Source organism: Nocardia violaceofusca NBRC 14427, assembly GCF_963869435.1.
GTDB classification, from domain to species: Bacteria; Actinomycetota; Actinomycetes; order Mycobacteriales; family Mycobacteriaceae; genus Nocardia; species Nocardia aobensis.
Window position 1 is genome coordinate 296,247 of the sequence record NZ_CAWMPM010000004.1, and the last position, 24,930, is coordinate 321,176.

Annotated in this window: 23 protein-coding genes; 14 read left to right on the forward strand and 9 right to left on the reverse strand. The window is 67.7% G+C overall.

Features of this window, described 5'->3' with window-relative positions; genetic code table 11:
• Window positions 1–2: 2 nt before the first annotated feature.
• The 3 genes from AC5592_RS03790 to AC5592_RS03800 all read left to right on the forward strand — a co-directional run bounded on the left by AC5592_RS03790 (window position 3) and on the right by AC5592_RS03800 (window position 2,787).
• Window positions 3–1,514 carry a sugar ABC transporter ATP-binding protein gene (locus tag AC5592_RS03790; RefSeq protein ID WP_063063393.1) on the forward strand — a complete coding sequence of 504 codons (1,512 nt, stop codon included), beginning with the start codon at window positions 3–5 and terminating at the stop codon, window positions 1,512–1,514.
• Between the two features lie 213 nt (window positions 1,515–1,727).
• Window positions 1,728–1,907 carry a hypothetical protein gene (locus AC5592_RS03795; protein ID WP_157121547.1) on the forward strand — a complete coding sequence of 60 codons (180 nt, stop codon included), beginning with the start codon at window positions 1,728–1,730 and terminating at the stop codon, window positions 1,905–1,907.
• A gap of 121 nt (window positions 1,908–2,028) precedes the next feature.
• Entirely contained in the window at window positions 2,029–2,787 is a 759-nt protein-coding gene (locus tag AC5592_RS03800) for an SDR family NAD(P)-dependent oxidoreductase (protein WP_063063394.1), read from the forward strand.
• A gap of 182 nt (window positions 2,788–2,969) precedes the next feature.
• Here AC5592_RS03800 and AC5592_RS03805 read toward each other — a convergent pair whose 3' ends face one another.
• The 3 genes from AC5592_RS03805 to AC5592_RS03815 form a co-directional block, all read right to left on the reverse strand.
• Complete coding sequence (locus tag AC5592_RS03805; protein WP_063063531.1) at window positions 2,970–4,019, reverse strand: zinc-dependent alcohol dehydrogenase family protein; 1,050 nt, start codon at window positions 4,017–4,019, stop codon at window positions 2,970–2,972.
• 48 nt (window positions 4,020–4,067) lie between these two features.
• Window positions 4,068–5,534 (reverse strand): aldehyde dehydrogenase, encoded by a 1,467-nt coding sequence (locus tag AC5592_RS03810; protein WP_063063395.1) that lies wholly within the window; start codon window positions 5,532–5,534, stop codon window positions 4,068–4,070.
• Between the two features lie 182 nt (window positions 5,535–5,716).
• The gene (locus tag AC5592_RS03815; RefSeq protein ID WP_063063396.1) at window positions 5,717–7,135 is read right to left on the reverse strand and encodes an MmgE/PrpD family protein; all 1,419 of its coding nucleotides are present in this window, start codon (window positions 7,133–7,135) and stop codon (window positions 5,717–5,719) included.
• Window positions 7,136–7,342: 207 nt separating this feature from the next.
• On the opposite strand from AC5592_RS03815, the gene AC5592_RS03820 reads away from it, so the two are divergent.
• From AC5592_RS03820 to AC5592_RS03830, 3 genes are all read left to right on the forward strand, one after another.
• Window positions 7,343–8,440, forward strand: coding sequence for a helix-turn-helix transcriptional regulator (locus tag AC5592_RS03820; protein ID WP_157121549.1), 1,098 nt, complete (start codon window positions 7,343–7,345; stop codon window positions 8,438–8,440).
• A gap of 307 nt (window positions 8,441–8,747) precedes the next feature.
• The gene (locus tag AC5592_RS03825; RefSeq protein ID WP_063063398.1) at window positions 8,748–9,779 is read left to right on the forward strand and encodes an MBL fold metallo-hydrolase; all 1,032 of its coding nucleotides are present in this window, start codon (window positions 8,748–8,750) and stop codon (window positions 9,777–9,779) included.
• 70 nt (window positions 9,780–9,849) lie between these two features.
• Entirely contained in the window at window positions 9,850–11,079 is a 1,230-nt protein-coding gene (locus tag AC5592_RS03830) for a CoA transferase (protein ID WP_063063532.1), read from the forward strand.
• A gap of 317 nt (window positions 11,080–11,396) precedes the next feature.
• On the opposite strand, the gene AC5592_RS03835 is transcribed toward AC5592_RS03830, so the two are convergent.
• The 3 genes from AC5592_RS03835 to AC5592_RS03845 form a co-directional block, all read right to left on the reverse strand.
• Window positions 11,397–12,386, reverse strand: a complete 990-nt coding sequence (locus AC5592_RS03835) for a quinone oxidoreductase family protein (protein WP_063063399.1) — start codon at window positions 12,384–12,386, stop codon at window positions 11,397–11,399.
• 293 nt (window positions 12,387–12,679) lie between these two features.
• Complete coding sequence (locus AC5592_RS03840; protein ID WP_232329180.1) at window positions 12,680–13,843, reverse strand: acyl-CoA dehydrogenase family protein; 1,164 nt, start codon at window positions 13,841–13,843, stop codon at window positions 12,680–12,682.
• An 85-nt stretch (window positions 13,844–13,928) separates the two neighbouring features.
• The gene (locus AC5592_RS03845; protein ID WP_232329181.1) at window positions 13,929–15,164 is read right to left on the reverse strand and encodes an acetyl-CoA C-acetyltransferase; all 1,236 of its coding nucleotides are present in this window, start codon (window positions 15,162–15,164) and stop codon (window positions 13,929–13,931) included.
• A gap of 104 nt (window positions 15,165–15,268) precedes the next feature.
• Here AC5592_RS03845 and AC5592_RS03850 point away from each other — a divergent pair, with 104 nt between their 5' ends.
• The 6 genes from AC5592_RS03850 to AC5592_RS03875 all read left to right on the forward strand — a co-directional run bounded on the left by AC5592_RS03850 (window position 15,269) and on the right by AC5592_RS03875 (window position 20,266).
• A complete protein-coding gene (locus AC5592_RS03850; protein ID WP_157121551.1) occupies window positions 15,269–16,432 on the forward strand; it encodes an acyl-CoA dehydrogenase family protein in 1,164 nt (387 codons plus the stop codon).
• Complete coding sequence (locus tag AC5592_RS03855) at window positions 16,429–17,283, forward strand: HpcH/HpaI aldolase/citrate lyase family protein (protein WP_063063401.1); 855 nt, start codon at window positions 16,429–16,431, stop codon at window positions 17,281–17,283. Before AC5592_RS03850 ends, AC5592_RS03855 begins: the two co-directional genes overlap by 4 nt.
• Before the next feature lie 24 nt (window positions 17,284–17,307).
• Window positions 17,308–18,054: a 3-oxoacyl-ACP reductase FabG gene (gene fabG / locus AC5592_RS03860; protein WP_063063402.1), complete on the forward strand. Its 747-nt coding sequence runs from the start codon at window positions 17,308–17,310 to the stop codon at window positions 18,052–18,054.
• Window positions 18,054–18,923 (forward strand): HTD2 family dehydratase, encoded by an 870-nt coding sequence (locus tag AC5592_RS03865; protein ID WP_063063403.1) that lies wholly within the window; start codon window positions 18,054–18,056, stop codon window positions 18,921–18,923. The genes fabG and AC5592_RS03865 overlap by 1 nt, the downstream gene beginning before the upstream one ends.
• A 14-nt stretch (window positions 18,924–18,937) precedes the next feature.
• Entirely contained in the window at window positions 18,938–19,390 is a 453-nt protein-coding gene (locus AC5592_RS03870) for a MaoC family dehydratase (protein WP_084506299.1), read from the forward strand.
• 180 nt (window positions 19,391–19,570) lie between these two features.
• On the forward strand, window positions 19,571–20,266 hold the full coding sequence (locus AC5592_RS03875; protein ID WP_063063404.1) for a GntR family transcriptional regulator: 696 nt from the start codon (window positions 19,571–19,573) through the stop codon (window positions 20,264–20,266).
• 71 nt (window positions 20,267–20,337) lie between these two features.
• Here AC5592_RS03875 and AC5592_RS03880 read toward each other — a convergent pair whose 3' ends face one another.
• Together AC5592_RS03880 and AC5592_RS03885 are read right to left on the reverse strand one after the other, a co-directional pair.
• Window positions 20,338–21,225, reverse strand: a complete 888-nt coding sequence (locus AC5592_RS03880) for an HpcH/HpaI aldolase/citrate lyase family protein (RefSeq protein ID WP_063063405.1) — start codon at window positions 21,223–21,225, stop codon at window positions 20,338–20,340.
• Between the two features lie 30 nt (window positions 21,226–21,255).
• Window positions 21,256–22,050, reverse strand: a complete 795-nt coding sequence (locus AC5592_RS03885) for an enoyl-CoA hydratase/isomerase family protein (protein ID WP_063063406.1) — start codon at window positions 22,048–22,050, stop codon at window positions 21,256–21,258.
• Between the two features lie 37 nt (window positions 22,051–22,087).
• Here AC5592_RS03885 and AC5592_RS03890 point away from each other — a divergent pair, with 37 nt between their 5' ends.
• Together AC5592_RS03890 and AC5592_RS03895 are read left to right on the forward strand one after the other, a co-directional pair.
• The gene (locus tag AC5592_RS03890) at window positions 22,088–23,038 is read left to right on the forward strand and encodes an acyl-CoA thioesterase domain-containing protein (protein WP_063063407.1); all 951 of its coding nucleotides are present in this window, start codon (window positions 22,088–22,090) and stop codon (window positions 23,036–23,038) included.
• 10 nt (window positions 23,039–23,048) lie between these two features.
• Window positions 23,049–23,339 (forward strand): WhiB family transcriptional regulator, encoded by a 291-nt coding sequence (locus AC5592_RS03895; RefSeq protein ID WP_063920233.1) that lies wholly within the window; start codon window positions 23,049–23,051, stop codon window positions 23,337–23,339.
• Between the two features lie 161 nt (window positions 23,340–23,500).
• Here the strand turns inward: AC5592_RS03895 and AC5592_RS03900 are convergent, their stop codons facing one another.
• Window positions 23,501–24,844, reverse strand: coding sequence for a phenylacetate--CoA ligase family protein (locus AC5592_RS03900; RefSeq protein ID WP_063063409.1), 1,344 nt, complete (start codon window positions 24,842–24,844; stop codon window positions 23,501–23,503).
• Window positions 24,845–24,930: the final 86 nt, after the last annotated feature.

The window sequence follows — 24,930 nt, forward strand, 5'->3', positions numbered from 1 at the left end:
GGATGCCTTACGCGGACAACGACATCGCCGAGCCGGTGATCCGGCTGTCGAACGTGAGCAAGCGCTACGGCGGCACCTACGCCCTGCGCGGTGTCGATTTCGATGTGCGGCCCGGCGAGATCCACGCGCTGCTGGGCGAGAACGGCGCCGGCAAGTCGACGATGGTGAAGATCATTTCCGGCGCCGTCACCCACGACAGCGGAACCCTGGAAGTGGACGGCGCCGAGTGCACCTTCACCGCGCCGAAGGATTCGGTGGAAGCCGGAATCTCGATGGTGTACCAGGAGGGTTCGCTCGTCGAGACCATGACCGTGGCGCAGAACCTGTTCATGGGCAACGAGAAGGTCTTCAACAATCTCGCCCACCTCAACATCGTGGCCCGAGAACTGCTGGAATCGCACAACTTCCACATCCGGCCGGATGTCGCGGCCGGTGCGCTCGGTGTCGGCCAGAAGCAGATGGTCGAGATCGCGCGGGCGGTGCACCGCCATGCGAAGGTGGTGATCCTCGACGAGCCGACGTCCTCGGTGACCCCGGAGGAACGGCTGCAGCTGTTCATGTCCATGCAGCAGCTCAAACGCAAGGGCATCGGCGTCATCTTCATCACCCACATGCTCGACGAGGCGTTCGAGGAGGCCGACCGCATCACGGTCCTGCGCGATGGCGAGGTGCAGGGCACGCTGTCCAAGCCGGAGTTCAGCCACGACGAGGTGGTGCGAATGATGGTGGGACGCAACGTCGAAATGGGCCGGGTCGCCGCCGGCCGGGAACCCGACCCGACACCGGTGCTCGAGGTCGAGGACGTGACCTTGCTGCCGGTGGTGCGCAATATGTCGTTCTCCGCCTACGCCGGTGAGATCGTGGGCATCTACGGTCTGGTCGGCGCCGGCCGCAGCGAGGTCGCGATGATCGTCAGCGGCATCATGAAACGCCGCCGATTGCGCGGCGGGACAACCAGATTGAACGGCCGAGAGGTACGTTTCCGGACACCGCGGCACGCCCGCAAAGCGGGCATCGTCTACATCACCGAGGACCGCAAGGCCTCCGGCTTTTTCAGCCATCTGACGATCGCCGACAACATCTACCTCGGCCATCTGTGCAGCGCGGCGCGGCTGCCGTTCCTCGTCCGCCCGGGCGACAAGAAGTCCGTGGCGCAACGCTTCGTCGAACTGTTCCAGGTTCGAACCCTGCAACCGCACCGGGCCACCCTCGAAGAGCTCAGCGGCGGCAACCAGCAGAAGGTCGTGCTGGCCAAGGGGCTGACCCGCAAACCGCTGGTCGCGATCATCGACGAACCGACGCGTGGCGTGGATCTGGGCACCATCCCGGAAATTCACGCCATGATCCGCGGGCTCGCCGACGACGGTGTGGCGGTCGTCGTCATCTCCTCGTACATGCCCGAGATACGCGCCTTGTCCGACCGCATCCTGGTCGCCAAGAACGGGACGATCGCCGCCGAGTTCGCCCCGGAGGAAGCGGACGAGACCCGGCTGATGTTCGCGGCCGTGCACTGACAGCGAAGGTCGCGGCCTGCGTGTAACCCCGGCTCATTCGAGCCCGGGGTTACACGTCGTTGTCGGGCAGTGCGCTCCGCGCCGAAACCTGGCATCGGGGGCCGATGCCAGACCTCCGCCGTTTCGCCGACCGCTACGACAGGGCCCCCCGATCGGGACCCCTGTCCAAGTATCTGGACAGTCACCGCCGGCAATTCTGCCTAGCTTCGATTCATGACATCTGGTTCACAGCCGACAGGTGATCCGGCGACGACGACCGATACCGCCGCACGCCCGAAGCAACGCCCGGCCAGGACACGGCAGGAACGCTGGGCGGCCGCCATGGCAGCGATCGTGCTGCCGGGCATGGTGGTTCTCCCGTTACCGGCAGCGGCCTTCGCCCCGGTGCGCTGACTCCGAGGGCGCCCCGCCGGACGGCCCGCTTCGGCGCCCCAATCCCGTGCCCGGACATGAACGGGCACACCGAGTTCGGCGATCGCCGCCGAACTGTCCCACCCCACACAGGAGAAATATCATGGCTGGAATCGACGGACGTTCCGTCATCGTGACGGGCGGCGCCAGCGGCATCGGTGAGGCGGCCGCGCGCCTGTTCGCCGAGAACGGCGCCAAGGTCACCATCGCCGACCTCACCACCGAGGCAGGCGAAGCGCTGGCGAAGCAACTGACCTCCGAGGGATACACCGCGCAGTTCGTCACCACGGACGTGACGAACGAACAACAGGTGAAGGCAATGGTCGACGCCGCCGTTTCGGCGTACGGCCGCCTCGACGGGGCGTTCAACAACGCGGGCATCCCCAACTCCGGCAAGAGTCTGGTCGACATCACCCGCGAGGATTTCGATCGGATCTTCGCCGTCAACGTCACCGGGCCGTTCCTCTGCATGAAGCACGAGATCCCGGCGATGATCGAGGCCGGCGGTGGCTCGATCGTGAACACCGCCTCCGTGGGCGCCTTCATCTACATTCCGCTCGCCTCGGAATACACCGCGTCCAAGCACGCCGTGGCCGGTCTGACCAAGGGCGCGGCCGCGGAATACGGCGAGAAGGGCATCCGCGTCAACGCGATCGGCGTATCGACCGCCAAGACTCCGATGTACATGGAGTACCTGGAATCCAATCCGTCCTACGCCGATACGGTGGCGGCCACCCATGCCCTGCGTCGCGCCAGCGAGCCCGTCGAACATGCGGAGGCCGCCATGTGGTTGCTGTCGGACGCCGCCTCGTTCGTCACCGGCGTCACCCTGGCGACCGACGGCGGTTACACGCTGTACTGAGCACGACTCCTCGACAGGTGCGGCGGTTGCGACCGCCGCACCTGTCGTGCATGCGGCGAAGTTGGCGTTCGCGGGGCGACGCGAGGGGTTTCGCCTCTGCGGCACAACACAACTCGCCCTGACGGCAGGCAGAACCTGCGGCCAGGGCGAGTCTCGGGTGTCTGTCGGTGCTCCGTCGTCGCTCAGAACTCGATAACGGCCTTGCCGCCGGTCTGCTTGTCGAATTCGCGGTAGCCCTGGTCGGCGTCGTCGAGAGTCCAGTGGTCGGTGAAGACCTTGTCGACGTCGACGCCGTGGGCGGCGATGAAGCGGGCGCAATCACCCTGTCCGACGACGGAGAACGTGTAGGAGCCGATGATGGTGAGCTGTTTGCGGATGATGTCGGGGCTCACGTTCAAGGTGACCTGTCCGCCCTCGCCGACGAAACCGACGCGGCCCCAGGGCGCGGTGGCCTGGACGGCCGCCGCACGTGCGGCCGACGCGCCGGAGCAATCCAGCGCACAGCTCACGCCCTTGCCTCGGGTCAGCTCGCGAATCGCCTCCACCGCGTCGGTGGCACTGGAGTCGATCGCGTGAGCGGCACCGAATTCCGCTGCCCGGGCGACTCTTTCGCTCGCGACATCGACCGCGATCACCTCGGCGCCCATCGCCGCGGCCAACTGCACCGCGGATTGGCCGACCGGGCCCTGACCGAAGACGGCGATGGTGTCACGGGCGCCCAGATCCAGCCGCACCAGGCCGCCGAACGCCGTCCCGGTCCCGCAGGCGATCGCCGCGCCGGCGGCGAAGCTCAGTTCGTCGGGCAGCGGAACCAGTGTTCGCGCAGGCACTTTGATGTAGTCGGCGTGGCCGCCGTGTGCCGTGGCGCCGAAGATCTTGGCGCCACGTTCACACATCTGTGTCCACCCGGTGCGGCACCGGTCACAGAATCCGCACCCGTCGTAGTGGTGCACCATCACCCGGTCGCCGACGCGCACCGCACGGGCGTCCACCTCGGATCCGAGCGCGACCACCACACCGCACGGCTCGTGCCCGGCGATGATGCCGGCATCGTCGCCCTGCAATCCGAACGCCGCCAATGCTTCGCCGGGGGCGGCGCGATAGAACCGGAGATCACTACCGCACATCCCGGACGCTTTGATCTGCACGACCACATCCGCGGGCCCCGGTTCGGGGTCGTCGAACGAGACGATTTCGAGGTTGCGGTCACCGTTGAACACAACGCCGCGCATCGGCACTCCTCTGCTTCCGGCCAATGCCGGGTCGATCGAATGATGGTGTCAGGACAGCGATTTCGCCAAGGCGGGCGACAGGCCGTAGGACTTGGGCTCGACGTATCCGTCGAACCCTTCCAGCCCGGCCTCACGACCGATGCCACTGCATTTGAAGCCGCCGATGGGCGAGTGGAAGCCCACCACGTTGCCATTCAATTCCACGGTCCCCGTGCGGATCCGGCGGGCCACCGCCAGCGCGTGCTCGTCGTCGGCGGCGAACACCGAACCGTTGAGGCCGAACATCGAGTTGTTGGCGATCGCCACGGCCTCGTCCTCGTCGGCGAAACTCAGCACCGACAGCACCGGTCCGAAGATCTCCTCCTGCGCGATGCGCATATCCGCCTGGACCCCGGTGAAGATCGTGGGCTCCACGAACCATCCCCGGTCCAGCCCGGCGGGCCGACCGCCGCCGATGGCGACCTTCGCGCCCTCGTTGCGCCCGATCTCGACGTAACTTTCGATCATCGCGCGCTGCCGGGCACTGACCACGGGGCCGATCTCGGTGGCCGCGTCGGCCGGATCACCGACCGGCATCGATTCGACCATCGCGACCAGTCGCTCGACGAGTTCGGCCTCGCGCGAGCGTGCCACCACGATCCGGGTCTTGTTGCTGCAGGCTTGGCCGTTGTTGCGCATCGAGAGCTTGCGGATCTGCGCGATCGCGATGTCGAGATCGGCGTCGTCGAGCACGATCGCCGCGGATTTGCCGCCCAGTTCCAGGGTGACGCGCCGCAGATCACGCCCGCACACCTCCGCGACGCGCCGGCCGGCGGCGGTCGATCCGGTGAACGACACCTTGTCGATACCGGGATGTGTGACCAGGTGCTCACTCACGCCACGGTCGGCGGGCAGGATGTTGACCACGCCGTCCGGCAAACCGGCTTCCTGCAGGATCTCGCCCAGGATGTAGCCGTTCAGGGGTGCCTCCGGCGCGGTCTTGAGCACCACGGTGCATCCGGCGAGCAGCGCCGGACCCAGTTTCAGCATGGCGATCTGCAATGGCATGTTCCACGGAATGACCGCGGCGACAACGCCGATGGGCTCGCGCGTCACCAGGCCGGTGCCGGTCGCGGAGGGGCGGATGCTGCTCCATTCGTAGCGCGGCGCCAGCTCGAGGAAGGCATCCAGCAGCAGTTTCGCCCCCAGCGACTGAGTGCTGCGCGACAGGGTGATGGGGCTGCCCATCTCGGTGGTGATCAGCTGGGCGATCTCCTCCTGCCGCTCCCCCAGTCCGGCACTGACACGCGTCAAAACCTCGATCCGCTCGGCCAGCGACATCCGCGGCCACGGTCCCTTATCGAACGCGTGGCGGGCGGCGGCGACGGCACGATCGACATCGCTGGCAGCCGAGTTGGGCACATGCGCCACAGTCTGTTCCGTAAACGGCGAGATCACCGCGATCTGCTCGGTGGCGGTGGGCTCGGCCCAGCGGCCGCCGATGAACAGCTTCGAATAGTTGCCCTGGTAGACCATGTTCTTCTCCTCGCACCGGCCGAAGCATCGCTCACACCGGTCCAGTCATGGAGCCGCCGGACACGATGGGGCGGCTCGGTAGTCACGCTGCGCGGCGCGCTGTCGTCGAGTGTGTCGCAGCGCACACCCGAGGCGATATCCGTCGCCGGTCGTATTCGACTGCGACCTTCAGCCGATAGCGGTCACTTCGTGCCGAGCCGGCGCATGACCGTCGCGAAGTCCTCGACGTTCTCGAGGGCGAACACCGCCTCGACGATGCTGTCCATCTGCGCCTCGGTGATGACGCCCTCGGCATTGGTGCGGAACTTGGCGATCAGTTCCTCGTCGGTCATCCGAGTCTCCGGATCCGGGGTGGGGCTGCCCTTCGGATACACCCGGTCGGCGACGAAAGTCGTTCCGCGAGCATCGACTTCGATCCGGGCGGGCCGCGCGGACGGATGCGACGACAGCGCCTTGAAGTAGTCCGGATGCGGTTCGAAGGTGACCCGTTCCATCAGGTCCAGGACCGAACGGCTGAACACGAGATCCGGATCGTGCCACGCCTTGCTCGGGGTGATGTTGTGCGCGCCGACGGCCAGTCCGTGCGCGATGCTGAACTGGGCGTCGTGGGTGTGCTCGATGACGTTGCTCAACCACAGCGGATGCAGGACCGCCGCCTCACCCCAGCACCGGATCGCCTCGATCTCCTCCGGCTTCAGATCGTTGTCCGCCACGATCTCGGTCAGCGCATGCAGTGGCGCGTGCAGGATCCGGCAGTGCGGATACGGCTTGAAGGTCTGCTCGGCGGGGAACAGCCACTCCTGCCCCAGCCCGGCGGTGATGTTCTGCGGTTCCCAGCGCCGGGTGCCGATGAAGCGACGGTAGCCGAGCTCGGCGTCGTCGAGGACCGGCAGATCACCGCGGTGCCCGAGTTTGGCCATGTAGGCGGCGGTCAGCGAGGCGTTGGTGAGGGCTCCGGCCAGCGAGTACTTGATCGTCGCGGTCGGCGCGTGCGCGAGCCAGGAGCGCATGGAATTCACCGGCGAGGTGCTGGCGGCGATGGCGAGCGCGTTGGCGAGCACCTCGGCGGAATAGCCCTCGAGCTTTCCGACGGCCGCGGTCGCGCCGAAGATGGTGTTGCTGTAGCCCAAGACCGGCGACAGGTTCATCTCGGTGTCGGTGCGGTCGCGCAGATAGTCGACCGACTTGTAGAACCGGAACGACATCTCGTGCGAGAGCGCGATCGCGGCGATCACATCCCGGCCCGAGCGCTGCTGACTTTCGGCCACCGCCATCGTCTGCGGCAGCACATAGGGCGTCACATGCCCGGGCGGCAGCACCGCGTCGAAGTCGAGGGCGTTGATCAATTCGCCGTTGGCGAAAGCGGCGCCGAAGATCGACACCCGGTCGGCGGTGCCGATGATGGTGGCGTCACCGGAGCCCCCGGTCAGGCGCCCGTACTCGATGCCGATCTTGCCCTTGTGCTGGTCGACCGCACCCAGCGCGCAGCCCATCGAATCGAGCAGAATGCGCTTCGCCTCCACGACCACCTCCGCGGGCAGGCGAGAGTACTCGACACCGGTGGTGAAATCGGCCAATTGTTCGACGATGGTTTTCGACACGAAGGGAGGTCCTTTCCGACTACCGCGCGGCTGCGATGCCGATGTCAACGATGGCGTCGATCGAGACCGCCGGCATCCGCCGCCGGTCCGATTCGCGTACGACCTTCGGCCGACTACCGCCGGGTTGCGCGAATCTGTGACATCGATGACCATCCTACGGCTAGAATTGGACATAATATATTGTCTTGCCGAAGTACTGGAGCGATCGTGGCAACCGCAACGTGGGATTCACAGCACCGTGACGTGGCGCTGGACGGCGATCTCGGCGCCCGGATCCGCGAACTCGTCACCGATGCCGGCAGCACTCTGGGCCGGGAGTTCCCCGCGCACGACTTCTCCCGCGCGGGCGCGGCCAAACAGGTCCTGCGTTACCTCTGGGAGGCGACCGTCGCGGACCTGCTGCGGGCGACCGATATCAAGCCGGCACAGCTGACCCGGCTGACCTTGCTGCTCAACCGGATCCGGGACACCGAGAGCGAGGTCGACGAGGCCCGGCTCAGCGAGGGTGTGGAATTACTGCGGCGGGTCCGCCGGGCGCTGGCCCGCATGCACGACGCGACGACCGTCGACGAATTGTTCACCGGCGCACCCGAAGCGGCGTGCACTCTCGGATTCGATCGAGTACTGCTGTCGACGGTGGAGAATTCGACCTGGCAGCTGCAGACCATGTGCGTGGTCGGCGATCCGAAACTCGCCGCGGACATGGTGGCGGCCGGTCGCGACAACCCGCCGCGCCTGGACGGCACCCTGATCGAGTCCGATATCGTCACACACCGGCGCGCCGGGCTGGCGCTGGACGTTCAGCGCAATCCGCGGGTCGAACGCACTTTGGTCAAGATGTCGCGCTGTACCTCCTACGGCGTGGCGCCGCTGACGGTGCAGGGGCAGGTCGTCGGTATGGTGCACGGCGACTGCTACCGCCCGCACCGTGAGGTCGACGCCGCCGATCGCGCGGTGCTGAACCTGTTCGCCGAGGGCCTGAGCCACAGCCTCGCCCGGGTACGGGTGCTGCAAGGCGTCGCCGATCTTCAGCGGGGCCTGCAGCAACTCACCGGCATGCAGTTCACCGCCCGCCAGGCACTCCCGGCGCCGGCGCAACCCCACCCCTTGCTCTCGAGCCGCGAGGTCGAGGTCATCGAGCTGCTCGCCGCGGGCGAACCCAATCGCCTCATCGCGCGCAAACTCTGCATCTCCGAGGGCACGGTCAAAACACACGTGACCCACATCCTCCGCAAGCTCGGCGCCGCCAACCGCGCCGAGGCGGTGTCCTACTGGCTGCGCGACGCCCCGGTCGGCGCGCGCTGACGAGATCGGCACGCGCACGGCCCCTCCGACCGGCGCCCGCATTTCGACCGCGGTGCCGACTCGGCTGCTGCGTGGGCGGGTTGCCTCGATGAGCGGACTCGGTACGCCGGCGCCCTGCGATCGGCCAGTACCGGCGATTCCGGTGCCGAGGCGGTTGCGCGAGGCGCAACCCCAGCACCTCCATGTCGCCCCCGGGAGCGTCCGAGCCCTCAGCGCACACAGGGCTATCGCGTATAATATATTGTGTATCGACGCTGATGAAGCGCGCCGGAACGCAATCCCGGCCTCCCGCGACAGAGGTAGCCCAATGACGATGATCACGACCCAGCCCGCCGACTGGACGGAGCCGGGTCCGCACCAGGTCGTGCGCGGCGTCTACCGGATTCCGCTCCCCTTGCCGATCGACGGCCTCGCGGCGGTCAACGCCTACCTGCTGGAATCCCACGAGGGCCTGATCCTCATCGATCCGGGCTGGGCGTGCCCGCAGACGGAGCGGGCCGTCGCCGCGGCGCTGGGCAAGCTGGGTTACGCCCTCGACGACATCGCCATCTGCCTGGCCACCCACCACCACGCCGACCACTACACCCAGGCCTACGCGTGGCGAAAAACGCTGGGCTGCAAGTTGTTCACCGGCCGCGAGGAACGCCACAGCATCGACGTCTTCTCCCTGCCGGGCAGCTTTCCCAACCATCTGCGGCTGCTCACGCGCAGTGGGGCGCCGGAACTCGCGCAACGAGTCGCCCGCGACGATGGGCCGACGGAGTGGGACGACCTCCCCTTCGGACGGCCGGACGGCTGGCTCGACAACGGGGAGGTGATCGGACTGCGCCGCGGCGCGCTCGAGGTGATCGCGACGCCCGGTCACACCCGCGGGCATGTCGTCTTCCACCACCCCGAGACGCGAATTCTGTTCTCCGGCGATCACATCCTCCCGAACATCACCCCGTCTCTCGGATTCGAGAAGGCGCCCGAGCCGCAACCGCTGCGCTCCTATCTCGAGTCTCTGCGCCTGGTCGGCGGATTGCCCGACACCGCGCTGCTTCCCTCGCACGGCCCGGTCACCTGCAGCACCCACGCGCGGGTCGACGCCCTGCTCGACCACCACCGGCACCGTCTCGACGAGGTGTGCGAACGAGTGGACGCGGGTGCCACCACCGCCTACGAGATCGCCGCCGCCCTGCCGTGGACTCGGCGCCGGATTCGGCTGGAGGAATTGCCGCCGGAGCATCAACTGTCCGCGATCATGGAGATCAGCGCCCATCTGGAGATTTTGTCGCTCCAGGGACGGGTAGGGCACGACGATCGCGCGACCATCCGCCATTACGCACCCGCTGCGTGAAACATTCACCAGAACAGCAGTTTTCGACAATCCGGCCGCACGCCGCAGACGACCTATCGTGGAGGACACCGTGACCACAGACCATTCGCCCCGGACTCCCCTGGCGGGCTTGCGGATCGTCGAATTCGCCAGCTTCGTGGCCGGCCCGTCCGGCGGGATGACGCTGGGCCAGCTCGGCGCCGACGTCATCCGGGTCGACCCGATCGGCGGGGCGGCCGATTACACGCGGTGGCCGCTGTCGCAGCGGACCGGTCGCAGCCTGTACTGGACGGCACTCAACCGCGGCAAGCGTTCGGTCGCGGTCGACCTGCGCTCCCCCGAGGGCCAGGAGTTGATCATCGGCCTGGCCACCGCACCGGGACCCGATTCGGGCATCGTCGTGGACAACAACGTCGGGCGGCCGTGGCTGTCGTACGAGGCGCTGAGCAAGCGACGCGCCGACCTGATCCAGGTCCACATCGACGGCTACGCCGACGGCCGCGCCGCCGTCGACTACACCGTGAATCCCGATGCGGGCGTTGCCGATATGACCGGTCCACTCGACGCGGCCGCACCGGTGAACCACGTCCTGCCCGCCTGGGATCTGCTCGCCGGAATGACGGCCACCACCGGATTGCTGGCCGCCCTGCACCGCCGCACCCGCAGCGGCGAAGGATCGTTCATTCGCCTCGCCCTCGCCGATGTGGCGTTCTCGTCGCTGGTGAATCTCGGCTGGCTGGCCGAGGCCGACGAACTGGGCCACGCCCGCGCCAAACACGGCAACCAGGTCTACGGCAGCTACGGGGCCGATTTCGAGACCGCCGACGGCAGCCGCATCATGGTCGTCGCCCTCACCCGCCGGCACTGGGACGCACTACGCACCCTGACCGGCACCGGCGATGTCTTCGACGCCCTCGAGAAATCCCTCGACGCCGACCTTCGCACCGAAGACGACCGCTACCGCCACCGCGACATCATCACCGCCATCCTGCGCCCCTGGTTCAGCACCCGCCCACTGGCCGACATCGCCCCCGCCCTCACCGAATCCGGCGTGCTGTGGAGCAAGTTCCGCACCGTTCACGACGTAGCGACCGGCTACCGCGCCGAAGGCGCCCCCGCCATCTTCGGCGAGGTGGACCAACCTGGCATCGGCCCGGTCCTCACCAGCCGCTCCCCCCTGCGCATCGACTCCGAATACGGCGACAACGCAGTCGCCCCCGACCTCGGTGAGCACACCGGTGAGGTGTTGTCGGAGGTGCTCGGATTGAGCGATGCCGAATTGGGCCGGCTGCACGACGCGGGAGTCATCGCGGCGAAGTAGAACTGTTTGCTGATGCGGCGGCACCGCGTTTTCCGGGATGCGGGGCCGCCCACTCACAGGTCGAGAGACCCCCTCTCCGTCCGAGAGTGGCACCGCGTCACAGCCGCAACGACCACGTCGCAGTCACAACATCTGCTCCCGTAGAGACTGCTTCGCTTTCGTCAGCTTCACCTACTGCTGCTTCTCACCTTCGACGCGATCGCAAATAGCGCTGACCGACTTGTCCTTCGGCACTCGCTGAGGCCAGATCCACGCCGCGGTATTCAACGCGGTATTTGCTGGCCCGCAACCACATTGCGCCGAGTACCGCCGGCTCCCTACGTCCCGCTCATGGTGAACACGATCTTCCCCACGGCATCACCGGAGCGCAGACGTACGACCGCACTGCCGTGGTCGGCCAACGGCACGGTTCGGTCGATGACCGGACGGATCGCGCCGCGAGCGACGGCCGGGATGACCTCGAGCAGGAGCCCGGCGACCACGGCGGCCATTTCGTCGGCGCGGGTGAAGCCGAAGGAGACGCCGTGCACGGTGAGGTGGCGGTAGGAGAGGTGGTCGAGGTTGATCGCGGATGCCGGGCCGTCGAGGCGGCCGATATTGACCACGTGTCCGTCGTGTCTCGTGGCAGGAAGGCACTGGGCGAAGGTTTCTCCGCCGACGTGGTCGAGTACGACGTCGACGCCGCCATCGGTGGCGCTCAGGGTGGCTTCGGTGAGGTCGGTGTCTGCGGTGACGATGACGGTGTCGACGCCGGCCTCGGTGAGCAGGTCTTGTTTGCCGGGTGCGCGGGTCGTGCCGATAACGTATGAAGCTCCGAGGGCCTTGGCCAGTTGGACGCCGATCAGCCCGATTCCGGCGGATGCTCCCGTGATGAGTACGCTCTGCCCGGCCGTGAAACCCGCAGCGGTGAGAGCGCCGTGTTCGGTCAGCAACCCGGTCGGCAACGCGCAGGCCACGGCCGGGTCGAGACCATCGGGGCGGGGCAGGACGTGACGGTGGTCCGCGAGAACGTATTCGGCGAACGAATGCGGTGTCGACCCCATGACCGCGTCGCCGACCTGCCAGGTATCGACGCCGTCACCGAGCGCGGCGACGGTTCCGGCGTACTCGAATCCGGCGACGAACTGTTCACCGTGACCGCCGCGTGTGGGATCGGCTTGGGCGAGCATCGGGATGTCGCCGTTGTTCGTCGCCGCCGCCTCGTTGCGGATCAGCACCTGCCCCGGACCCGGCTGCGGAACCGGAACGTCTCGCAAGCTCCAGTCGGGGCCGAGTCCGCCGACGAGCGCGCGCATCATCTGAGCCATACCGATTCTCCTGTCAGGGCTTGTTCCTCGGGTTGCGGATCACCGTCGGCCTTCCGGGGCACTCCGTCGGTCACTTCCTCCAGACAGGTCGTCTCCGGCCCACTCTGCCGTCACATTCCCGGACAGCAACGACCCCAACTGGATACGCGAAAGCCCGGTCGGCTGCTTGTGGCGGCCGGCCGGGCTTTCGGCCGATCTCGGCCGCGGTCGTAACCCGCCGCGAGATCAGTTGGGCAGCAATCGCGTTGCGCTGACTCCCCTGCCCGCCGACCGGGGATCAACGCTCGGCGATCTCAGCCGCGGTCTGTCACCTTGTTGCGCGAGATCAGCTGGGCGGCAATAACATTGCGCTGAATCTCGTTGGTGCCCTCACCGAGGATCATCAGCGGGGCGTCGCGGAAGTAGCGCTCGACCTCGTACTCCTTGGAGAAGCCGTAGCCGCCGTGCACGCGCATCGCGTCCAGAGCCACCTCCATCGCCGCCTCGGAGGCGTACAGCTTGGCCATGCCGGCCTCCATATCGGCGCGCAGGCCCTGATCGATGCGGTCGGCGGCGTCGGCGGTGAGCAGCCGCGCGGCCTGCACCTTGGTGACCATATTGGCCAGGTGAGTGCCGACGGCCTGGTGCTGCCAGATCGGCTTGCCGAAGGATTCGCGCTGCTGGGCGTAGGTCGTGGCATCGGCGAGAGCGGCCTGCGCCACGCCGACGGCGCGGGCGGCGACCTGCACACGCCCGACCTCGAGCCCGCGCATCATGTGGTTCCAGCCGACGCCGGGCGTACCACCCAGCACCGACGAGCTCGGCACACGCATGTTGTCGAAGACCAGCTCACACGCCTCGACGCCGCGGTAACCGAGTTTGGGCAGCTTCTTCGAGATGATCATGCCCTCGCCGGGCTCCACCAGCACGACGCTCATGCCCTTGTGCGCGGGCTTGGCGTCGCGGTCGGTGATACACAGCAGACCGATCAAACCGGAATGCGCCGCGTTGGAGATCCAGGTCTTGCTGCCGTTGATCACCAGTTCGTCGCCCTCGGCGCGCGCGGTGGTGCGCATACCCTGCAGGTCGCTGCCGCCGCTGGGCTCGGTGAGCGCCATGGTCGCGCGGATCTCGCCGGTCGCCATCTTCGGCAGGAATTTCGCCTTCTGCTCGTCGGTGCCGAAGGTGCGGATCAGATACGAGATCACGGAGTGGCCGCCGATCGCGCCGGCCATGCTCATCCATCCCCGGGCCAGCTCCTCGGTGACCCGCGCGAAGCAGGCCGTGCTGACCGCGATGCCGCCGAACTCCTCGGGCACCAGCAGACCGAAGCAGCCGAGCGACTTCATCTCGTCGATCAGCTCGCCCGGATAGATGTCGTCGGCCTCGAACTCCCGGACCCGAGGCCGGACCTTCTCGTCGACGAACTTGCCGACCAGGGCAACGATCTCCTGTTCGTCAGGGGTAAGGGTGATCATCGTTCTCCTTCGCGCGCCGATGAGAGGCCGAGCCCCGCCATGGCAAGAATTATATATTTTATTTCCAGAGCCTACAAGGGCGGCACTACACCGCTTCGACGGTGGCGGCAAGTCCCTGACCACCGCCGATGCACATCGTGGCGAGCCCCTTACCGCCGCCGCGGCGATGCAGTTCGTGCAGCAGCGTGGTCACCATTCGCATACCGGTGGCGCCGATCGGGTGGCCGAGCGAGATGCCCGAGCCGTTGACGTTGAGCCGGTCGTGATCGCGCCAGCCCCAGCCCTCCAGCACCGCGAGGACTTGCACCGCGAACGCCTCGTTCAGCTCGACCAGATCCAGCCCGTTCAGCAACTGCCGGGTGTCGAGTCCTTGGCGCGCAGCGAGTTTCGCGACCGCGGGCACCGGCCCTATCCCCATCCGCGAAGGATCGCAGCCCGCTGCGGCCCAGCTGCCGAGATAGCCGATCGGAGTCAGCCCGAGTTCGTCCAGCCGATCCTCGGCCACCAGCAGACAGGCCGAGGCGGCGTCGTTCTGCTGGCTGGCGTTGCCGGCGGTCACCGTGCCACCCGGGGCGATCGAGCGCAGCTTGGCGAGGGTCTCGGTGGTGCTGTCGGGCCGCACGCCCTCGTCGGTGGCGAAGATTCGCGGTTCGCCGCGGCGCTGCGGCACCGACACCGGCACCACCTCGTCGTCGAAGCGTCCGTTCTTCCATGCCGCGGCGGCGCGCTGATGACTGCGGGCGGCATAGGCGTCGGCGCTGTCGCGATCGATCTTGTAATCGGAGGCGAGATTCTCGGCCGTCTCGATCATTCCGGAGATCTTGCCGAACCGCTCCTCGGGCTGCGAGCGCTCCCGCCCCCGGTCGAGACGGTCGTAGAGCGAGACCGTTCCCGCCCGCGCGCCCCAGCGGGTGGCCGTCGAGTAGTACTCGATGCGGCTCATGGATTCCACGCCACCGGCCAGCACCACGTCGGCGGCGCCGGTCTGCACCATCATCGCCCCGGTCACCAGCGCCTGCAGACCACCGCCGCAGCGGCGATCCAGCTGCATTCCCGGCACCCCGATCGGCAGTCCGGCGTGCAGCGCCACCCAGCGACCCACACACGGAACCTCGGAATTGGCGTAGGACTGCGCGAAGACCACATCATCGATGCGTTCGGGGTCGACGCCGGAGCGGCCCACGACCTCGCGAACCACGGTCGCCGCCAGATCCTCGACCGGGACGTCACGCAGCGCGCCGCCGAAGGTTCCGACGGGGGTTCGCAGCGGTTGCACGATCGCGACCCGCCGTAGATATTGCTGATTCGACAACGTACTCACACCCATTCCGATCGAATTGGCTCATGGCCGCACCGCGTGCGCACCACTTGCAGCGTATACATTTTATATAATATTCTTCAAGCGAGCAAAGGACGGTGATCGACATGCCCGAGGTGGGCCCCGAAGACTTCAGCGCGATCCTGGCACATGTGCGCGAATTCGTTCGCACCAAGGTCGTGCCGCGCGAACAGGAGATCATGGAGGCCGACGCCATCCCGGACGATCTGTGCAAGCAGGCCGCCGAGATGGGCCTGTTCGGCTACGCCATCCCCCAGCAGTGGGGAGGATTAGGCGTCGACCTCACCCAGGATGTCGAGCTGGCGATGGAATTCGGCTACACCTCGCTGTCGCTGCGCTCGATGTTCGGCACCAACAACGGCATCGCCGGTCAGGTGCTGGTGAACTTCGGAACCGACGAGCAGAAGGCGCAGTGGCTCGAGCGCATCGCCTCCGGTGAGGTCGTGGCCTCCTTCGCCCTCACCGAACCGGGCGCGGGCTCGAATCCGGCGGGACTGCGCACCAAAGCCGTGCGCGACGGTGACGACTGGGTGATCGAAGGCCAGAAGCGCTTCATCACCAACGCGCCGATCGCCGACCTGTTCGTGGTCTTCGCCCGCACCCGTCCCGCCGACGAATCGGGCCCCGGCATCGCGGTGTTCCTGGTGCCCGCCGACACCCCCGGCCTCGAGGTCGGCGTCAAGGACAAGAAGATGGGCCAGGAGGGCGCCTGGACCGCGGATGTGGTGTTCTCCGGCGTGCGGGTGCCGGCCGCGGCGCTGGTCGGCGGCTCCGAGGACGTGGGATACCGCGCGGCGATGACCTCGCTGGCTCGCGGCCGCGTGCACATCGCCGCGCTCGCCGTCGGTTCGGCCCAGCGCGCCCTCGACGAGTCGGTGGCCTACGCCGCCTCGGCCACCCAGGGCGGTCGGCCGATCGGTGAATTCCAGTTGGTGCAGGCGATGATCGCCGATCAGCAGACCGGGGTGATGGCCGGCCGCGCACTGGTGCGCGAGGCCGCCGCCCGGTATGTCAGCGGTGAGGACCGCCGCATCGGCCCCTCGGCGGCGAAACTGTTCTGCACCGAAATGGTCGGTAAGGTCGCCGACCTGGCCGTGCAGATCCACGGTGGCACCGGCTATATGCGCGAGGTCCCGGTCGAGCGCATCTATCGCGACGTGCGACTGCTGCGCCTGTACGAGGGCACCAGTGAGATCCAGCGCCTGATCATCGGCGGCGGGCTGGTGCGCGAAGCGGGGAAGCGTAAATGACCGCGACCCAACAGGACTCACTCGCAGCGGCGAGCGGATCGGCTGTGGTCGATACCGCCGCGACCTGGCTGTTCGTGCCCGGTGATCGACCGGACCGGTTCGCGAAAGCGCAGGCGGCCGGCGCGGACCTGGTCGTGCTGGACCTCGAGGACGCGGTCGCGCCCGATCGCAAGGACGAGGCCCGTGACTACGTGCACCAGTGGCTCGCCGGCGGAAACCGGAGTGCGGTGCGGATCAACGCGGCCGGAACCCGGTGGTACGCGGATGATCTCGCCATGCTGGCCCAACACCGTGCCATCGTGATGATCCCCAAGGCCGAGGAGCCCGGCGCGTTGCTGAACGCGGCGGCGGGGCTGGACTCCCCGGTCTTCATCGCGCTCATCGAGACCGCCCGGGGTGTGCTGAACGCGGCGGCACTGGCCGACGCCGCCGAGGTGCGACGCCTGGCCATCGGCACCTTCGACCTGGCCGCCCAGCTCGGCATCGACCCGTCCGACCGCGAAGCACTGGCGGCGGCTCGCAGCGCCCTGGTGCTCGCCTCGGCCGCGGCCGGGCTGTCCGGGCCGATCGACGGCGTCACCGGCAGTATCGACGAGCCCGAGATCCTGACCGCGGACGTGAACTACGCCCGCCGCCTCGGATTCGCGGGCAAGCTCTGCATCCATCCCCGGCAGGTCGTGACGGCGGCCGCCGCGCTGCGTCCGAGCGCCGACGAAATCCGCTGGGCCACATCGGTAGTGGAGGCGACCACGGCCGACGGCGTCGCCACCCTCAACGGGCAGATGATCGACAAACCGGTGGTCGACCGCGCCCACCGCATCCTGCTACAGGCGGGCACTGCCCGCTCCTGACGACCCGACGAAACGGAGTCCGACATGTCACAACCACTGCTGCACAACCGCACCGCGGTCATCACCGGCGCCGCCCAGGGCATCGGCTACGCCATCGCGGAGAAGTTCATCGAAGAAGGCGCCCGGGTGGTGCTCGGTGACCTCGACGCCGACACCGTGAAGCAGGCCGCCGAACGCCTCGGCGGCCCGGACAAGGCCATCGGCGTGCGCTGCGACGTCACCGATTCCGGCGACGTCGACGCCCTGCTGCAGGCCGCGCTCGACACCTACGACAGCCTCGACATCATGGTCAACAACGCCGGCATCACCCGCGACGCGACCATGCGCACCATGACCGAAGAGCAGTTCGACCAGGTCATCTCGGTGCACCTCAAGGGCACGTGGAACGGCACCCGCAAGGCGGCAGCGATCATGCGCGAGCGCAAGCGCGGCGCGATCGTGAACCTGTCGTCGCTGTCGGGCAAGGTCGGCCTGGTCGGGCAGACCAACTATTCGGCCGCCAAGGCCGGAATCGTCGGGCTGTCCAAGGCCGCCGCGAAGGAGGTCGCCCACCACGGCATCCGGATCAACGCCATCCAGCCCGGCCTGATCCGGACCCCCATGACCGAGGCCATGCCGGAGAAGGTCTGGGAGCAGAAGATGGCCGAGATCCCGATGGGCCGCGCCGGCGAGGTCGGCGAAATCGCCTCGGTGGCACTGTTTCTCGCCTCGGACCTGTCGTCGTATATGACCGGCACTGTCCTGGAGGTCACCGGCGGAAGGTTCATGTAGTGCCCGAGTGGGAACCGCACACCGTCACCACCGAAGAACTCATCGACCCCAACCCGGTCGCGACCCTGGCGTCGCTGTTCGACGACGGGTTGCCGGCCCCCGGCCCTGGTGACGAACTCCCGCCGATGTGGCATTGGGTGGCGCTGCCGCGCTGGCCGGTCTCCTCGCAGATCGGCACCGACGGCCATCCGGTCCGTGGCAGCTTCCTGCCGCCGGTCGATCTGCCGCGGCGCATGTTCGCCGGTGGAGAAGTGAGCTGGCACAGCGAGATTCACGTCGGCGAGACCGTGCGGCGGGTCTCGCGCGTGGAATCGGTGACCGAGAAGTCCGGACGTTCCGGGAAGCTGGTCGTCGTGGTCGTCGGCACCCGGCTGTATCGCGACGGTGGTGAACTCGCCCTCGAAGAGCGCCAGGACCTCATCTATCGCGAGGCAGGCCCGGCAGCATCCGCCGAGGCTCCGGTGGCCGAGGCAGCGGCACTGACGCCGGCGGGCAGCCCGCTGCGACGCGCCGAGGATACGGCGTGGGACTTCGCCACCGATCCGACGTTGCTGATGCGGTTCTCCGCGGCCACCGCCAACGCGCACCGCATTCACTACGACTGGCCGTACGCGACGCGTGTGGAGGGCTATCCGGGCCTGGTCGTGCACGGACCGCTGATCACGCTCGCCGCCGCCGAAGTCCGGCGCCTCGCCGGGCAGACCGGACGCCCGGCCCGGCTGCGGCACCGCAACCGCGCTCCCCTGTTCTGCGCCCAGTCCGCCCAGTTCCGGACCGAGCAGGACGACAAGGCGTTGCGGATCGAACTGTTCGGTCCCGGCGGCGTGGCGGGCGGCCCGAACGCGACCGTCGAGATCGATTTCGGATAGGAAAGGCCCACACCATGATTCGCACTTTCACGGGCCTCGACGAGGTCCGCGCCGCGCTCGGCGACCAGCTGGGCCCGAGCGATCCGCTGACCGTCGACCAAGCTCGTATCGACGCCTTCGCCGAGGCGACCGGTGATCACCAGTGGATCCACGTCGACCCGGCCCGCGCCGCCGACGGCCCGTTCGGCCGCACCATCGCCCACGGATATCTGACACTGTCGCTGCTGCCGCAGTTCGGTGCGCAGCTGTTCGCGCTCGAATTCGGCACGGCCCGGGTCAATTACGGCGTGGACAAGGTGCGTTTCCCGGCCCCCGTGCCGGTGGATTCGGCCCTGTCCTGCACCGCGACCTTCACCGATCTGCGCGACACCCCGGCCGGCGCCATCCTCACCACGCGCTACGTGGTGCAGGCCGCGGACGCGGCCAAACCGGCCTGCGTAGCGGACACATTGGTGCTACTCACCTGACAGGGACCGTGGCGGCCCACCCTGGCAGGGACGCAGGGCCCCGTGCGAGGCGTACTCGTGCGGGGCTCTCGCCGTATTCGGGGTAGTGACGGCGCGAACAGGCACTATTCGTAACAAATCTTATATATTATGTATTAGAGCGCCGATCATGTGCGCGCACACCCCACCGGGAGGCTTGGCGTGGCCGACAACTCGACTCATATCCGCGGCAGCGGCGGCCGGCAGCAGCTGCCCGACGAGGTCGCGTCCTATGTGCGGGAACTGATCATGTCCGGACAGGTACGCGCCGGAGAATTCCTGCGAATGGAACCGATCGCCGCAGCCGTCGGGGTCAGCAATACGCCGGTGCGCGAGGGACTGCTGTCGCTGCGCAGTGAGGGTTTCGTCGAATTGGTGCCGCGGCGGGGATTCGTCGTGGCACCGGTGACCCCGCAGGATGTGTACGACTTGTTCTGGGCGCAGGCACAATTCGCCGCAGAGCTGGCCGCGCGCGCCGCGACGACGATCACCGCCGAGCAGATCGGCGAGCTCGAGGCGATCAATGCCCGGCTCGACGACGCGATCACCGCCGACGATCGCGATGCCATCGCCGTGCACGGCCACGAATTCCATCGCCACATCAATCTGGCGGCGAGCTCGCACCGCCTGACCCTGCTCCTGGGCTCGGTCGTGCGGCATCTGCCGAATCGCTTCTACGCCTCACTGGAGGGCCGATTGGCCGCCATCGGCAACGATCACCCGCAGATGATCGAGGCGCTACGCGAGCGCGACTCCGACCGCGTCCGGGAGCTGACCGAAAAGCACATCCTTGACGGCGCTCAGGGCGTGCTCGGCATGCTGGAGCGCAGCGGGCCGTGGACGGCCGAAAGCACCTAGTTCACCCCCTCGACACGCGAAACCGGCCCCGAGAGGTCACCTCCCGGAGCCGGTGGCATCGTCGCTACCGCTTACACGCCGATCGCGTCGGCCAGTTCGATCACCGCCTCGGCGGTCTTCACATGAGCCAGATCGATATGCACACCCTCGAAGTCGACCGCACCGCTACCCGCGGCCTCCGCCTCACGGAAGGCGGCGATCATCCGGCGGTAGTAGTCGACCGTCTGCTCGGACGGGGTGAACACCTCGTTGGAGATGGCGATATGCGACGGGTGGATGCACACCATGCCCCGGAAGCCGAGCCGCCGCGAATCCTCGGCGAACCGACGGAACCCGTCGAGATCCTTGATGTCCTGCCACACGCCTGTCACCGGATGAGTCTGTCCGGCCCCACGAGCCGCGACGACGATGCGGCTGCGCTGATACAGCGTCTCGAGGCCCTCCAGGGTGAATTCGAAACCCAGTTCGCGACCCACATCGGCGTTCGGGCCGGTGGCGCCGAGCAGACTCCATACTCGCGGGCACGCCTCGGCGATCTCCTCGCAGTGCGCCACCGACACCGCGGTCTCGAAGCTGATGATCAGGCCCACCGAACCGGGTTCGAGCCCCTCGCGCTCTTCGATGTGCGACACCACGGCGTCGATGCGCCGGACCTCTTCGGCGTTGTACACCTTCGGCAGGAACAGACCCGCCACACCCGGCACGATGACGGCCTCGGCATCGGCGCCGAAATGTCCGCTGTCGTAGCTGTTGGGCCGCACCCACACGTCGGGTCGCACATTCTGCTCACGCAGCCGGCCGAGGGTCTCGCGCACGGTGACCCGGGCATCGGCCTTCTCCGCGGCCGGCACCGAATCCTCGAGATCCAGGATCAGCGCATCGGCGCCGGCGGCGACCGCCTTCTCAGCCCAGGTGGGTTTGTGCCCGGGCACGAACAACATGGAACGGTACGGCTTCACAGGTCTTCTCCTTCTGGGAAATTCGGTGATTCAGAACTTCGGGCTGCGGTGCTCGAGGTGGGAGGCCAGGCCCTCGCGGACCTCGGGGCCACCGAAGCCGTAGAACTCGAGCGCGAGCGAGGCGTCGAAGATGGAGCCGGCGACCTGCCGGTACCAGTTGTTCAGCGACTGTTTGGTCCACCGGATCGCGGTCGGAGCGCCGGCGGCGAGTTCGCGCGCCACCTCCCGCGCGGTCGGCAGCAGGTCGGCATCGGCGTCGACACACAGCGAGACCAGGCCGATGCGCTCGGCCTCCTCACCGTTCAGCGGCCGGCACGTCATCAAGTAGTACTTGGCCTTGGCCATACCACACAGCAGCGGCCAGCAGATGGCGGCATGGTCGCCGGCGGCCACCCCGAGCCGAGTGTGGCCGTCGATGATCTTGGCGGTCTTGGTCGTCACCGAGACGTCGGCGAGGATCGCGGAAACGAGTCCGGCGCCGACCGCGGGGCCGTGGATGGCGGAAACGATCGGTTTGGTGCAGTCGAGCAGGTTGTAGACCAGATCGCGGGCCTCCCGCATCACGCGGGTGCGAACGTCGTAGTCGTCGCGCATCGCCTCGACCATCGAGAACGAGCCGCCGGCCGACAGGCCCTTACCCTCACCGCGGATCACGATGGCCTTGACCTGCGGGTCGGCGTCGAATTCGCGCCAGATCTCGGCCAGATCGGCGTGGGCGCCCTCGCTGACCGCGTTCAGATTCGGGGCGTCGAACACCAGTTCGGCGACCCCCGCCTCGTCGGGGCCATCCACCCGCAGGTGCTCGAAACGCGTATAGCGGCTCATGTCCGTCCTTCCGTACCGATCTCGAATACCGAAACCAATGAAAACATTATATATTAAGTACTACAAGACCGATCCGGATCTCCAGTTCACCGAACGCCGCATCCGGCGCAACGCCCCGATCGCCGGTCATCGGCGCCGGGGCCGGCTGTCGACCAGAGAGGAAGGCCAGCGCATGGATCGTGCGTTCTTCCGCGTGAAATACGGGGATACCGAGGAATTACATCCCGAACCGGGCGCCGCCAGCGGCTGGGGTGCCGAACACATGCGCGGCCTGGCCGTCAGCGGCGCACTCGCCCGCGAAGCCGAGCGCACGGTCGACACCCTGGGGCGCGGGGACCTGCAACCCGTGCGATGGACTCTCGACATGTTCCGGGCGGCGAGAATGCAGCCGTCCACCACCTCGGCGACGGTGATGCGCGACGGGCCACGTGTGTGTCTGATCGACACCGTCCTGCACCAGGACGGCGAACCGGTCGCCCGAGCGAGCGCGCTGTTCCTGCGCCCGAGCGAGACGCCGGGAGGCGCGGTCTGGTCCGGCGGCACCACCCCTGCCCCACCGGCCGCCGATCACGCTCCCGGCGATCGGGAACGGCTGTACTTCGACCTCGAACACGGCTGGGGCGAATGGACCGCCAACTTCGCCACCGTCGATCGAAAGCAGGTCTGGCACTTCCCGATTCCGATCGTGCACGGCGAATCACTGACACCGTTCCAATCGGCCGCGTCCATCGCCGACGTGACGAACCTGATCTCCAACCTCGGCAGTGCGGGACTCGAGTTCATCAATCCGGACGTCACCATGACGATCGCGCGGTTGCCGCGGGGGACCGAACTCGGTCTGGCGCTGACCGAACGGGTCGAACATCACGGCATAGCCGTCGGCACCGCGGTCGCCTTCGACCGCCACGGCGTCATCGGCACGGTCACCGCCTCCGCCGTGGCCAACGCCCGCCGCGCCGTCGGCCGCTACTCCCTCCGCCGATACTGAAGGACCTCCGTTGTCCCGCGAGAAGCCACTCGAACTTCCAGCGCCCCGTACCGACGCCTGGGACTGGCAGCTACGCGCCGCCTGCCGAACCCACGACGTGAACGCCTTCTACGCCGACGACGAGTCCGATACGGCCGCCGCCAAACAGCTGTGCGCCCGCTGCCCCGTGCTCGCCCGTTGCCGCGACCACGCGATCACATCCCATGAGCCGCACGGCATCTGGGGCGGGCTCACACCCCGGGAGCGGATCGAATACCGGTGGGCGCATTACCGCCCCGTCCCCCGACGGCGCACCGCGTAGCCCTCTTCCTCGCGCGGCACGGCGTCTATTCCCTGCGCCGGAGCCATCGTCGCTACGACGCGAGCGCGGTCGAGGGCAGCCGACGACGCGGCCGAGACCGGAGTGCGGGCGGCTGCGGGCGTGCCGACCGGCCGCCGCCACCACTCACCGGTAAAGACCGCTCACCGCTCGATCAAAGCGACCTTCACGTGGTCAGGCCGCTTCAAGGTGCCGTCCGGGACGAGTTCGACCACCGTTTTCACGTTGAGGGCCGAACGGATCCGCTGCTCGATGGTGGCGCGCAGGCCGGTTCGCGCCTCCTCGCTCAGACCGTCGGCGTATTCGACGACCAGCGGCAGCGGGCGCTGGGTGGAATGGCCTTCGAAGTCGGGGCGGATGCGCATCTCCCCCGTCGTCGCCGGGGCCAGTTCGAGGATCAGATCCTTGACGGCCGAGGGGAAGACGTTGATACCGCGCACGATCAGCATGTCGTCGGTGCGGCCGATGCAGCGGACCTTGTATCCCGTCCGGCCGCACGAGCAGTCGGTGCCGGTGACGACGACATGGTCGCGGGTGCGGAAGCGCAGCAGCGGCGAGGCCTGACGACGCAGCGCGGTGTAGACCAGTTCGCCCTGGGCGCCGGCGACCGGTTCGATCCGGTCGCCGCTCACCGGGTCGATCAGTTCGGCCACCATGAGATCCGGTGACAGGAAATGCATGCCGTCGGCGGCGTCGCATTCACCCCAGTAGGTGCAGGCGATATCGGTGCCGCCCAGCATCTCTCGTGCGGTGGCGCCCCACAGCGATTCCAGCTTCTCGCGGATCGCGGGCGATCCGCCGCCCGGTTCACCGCCGACACTGATGGTGCGCACGCCCAGTTCGCGGGCCGGACGGCCGACGATTCGGGGCGCTTGCTCGGCGAGGTGGGCAAGAAAGTTCGGCGTTCCGATCAGCGCGTTCGGCCGCTGATCGGCCTGCACGCGCAGCAGCCGTTCCGCCCCCGCTTCCGCACCGATCGGAATATCCACGATGCCCATGTATTGCAGGATCTGGATGATCGGCAGGCCGCCGACGAAACCCTTGCTCATCCCGAAGCCGTGCAGCAGGCGGTAACCGGGCCGGAAACCGTTGGCGTACAGCGCTCGTGCGCCCAATTCCGACCAGGTGACGATGTCCTCGGCGGTCAGCGCGACATACGACGGACTCCCGGTGGTGCCCGAGGATGCCTGGATCTGCACGATATCGGAGTCGGCGACCGCGACGTGCGCGCCCAGCGGCGGCGACTGCGCCAGGCTGTCGCGCAACTCCTGCTTCTCGGTGAAGGGAAGGGCGACAAGGTCTTCCACACCGCGTACCGCCGCCGGATCGACACCGTGCTCGGCGAATTTCGCGCGATAGAAGGCGCTGTTCGCGGCCAGGTGCGCGAGTTGCTCCCGCAACCGCTCGTTCTGGATCACCGTCGCATCCGCCGGGGAGATCGTCTCGATCTCGCTCCAGTACTGCGCCGAGAACGGTGTGGCCGCCATCCGAGCCTCCTACCTGGCCGAGCCCCCTACGTGCTGTCGCGGGCCGGCGTGCGGCACTGTGCGGCAGCATCGACCCGAGCAGTAAT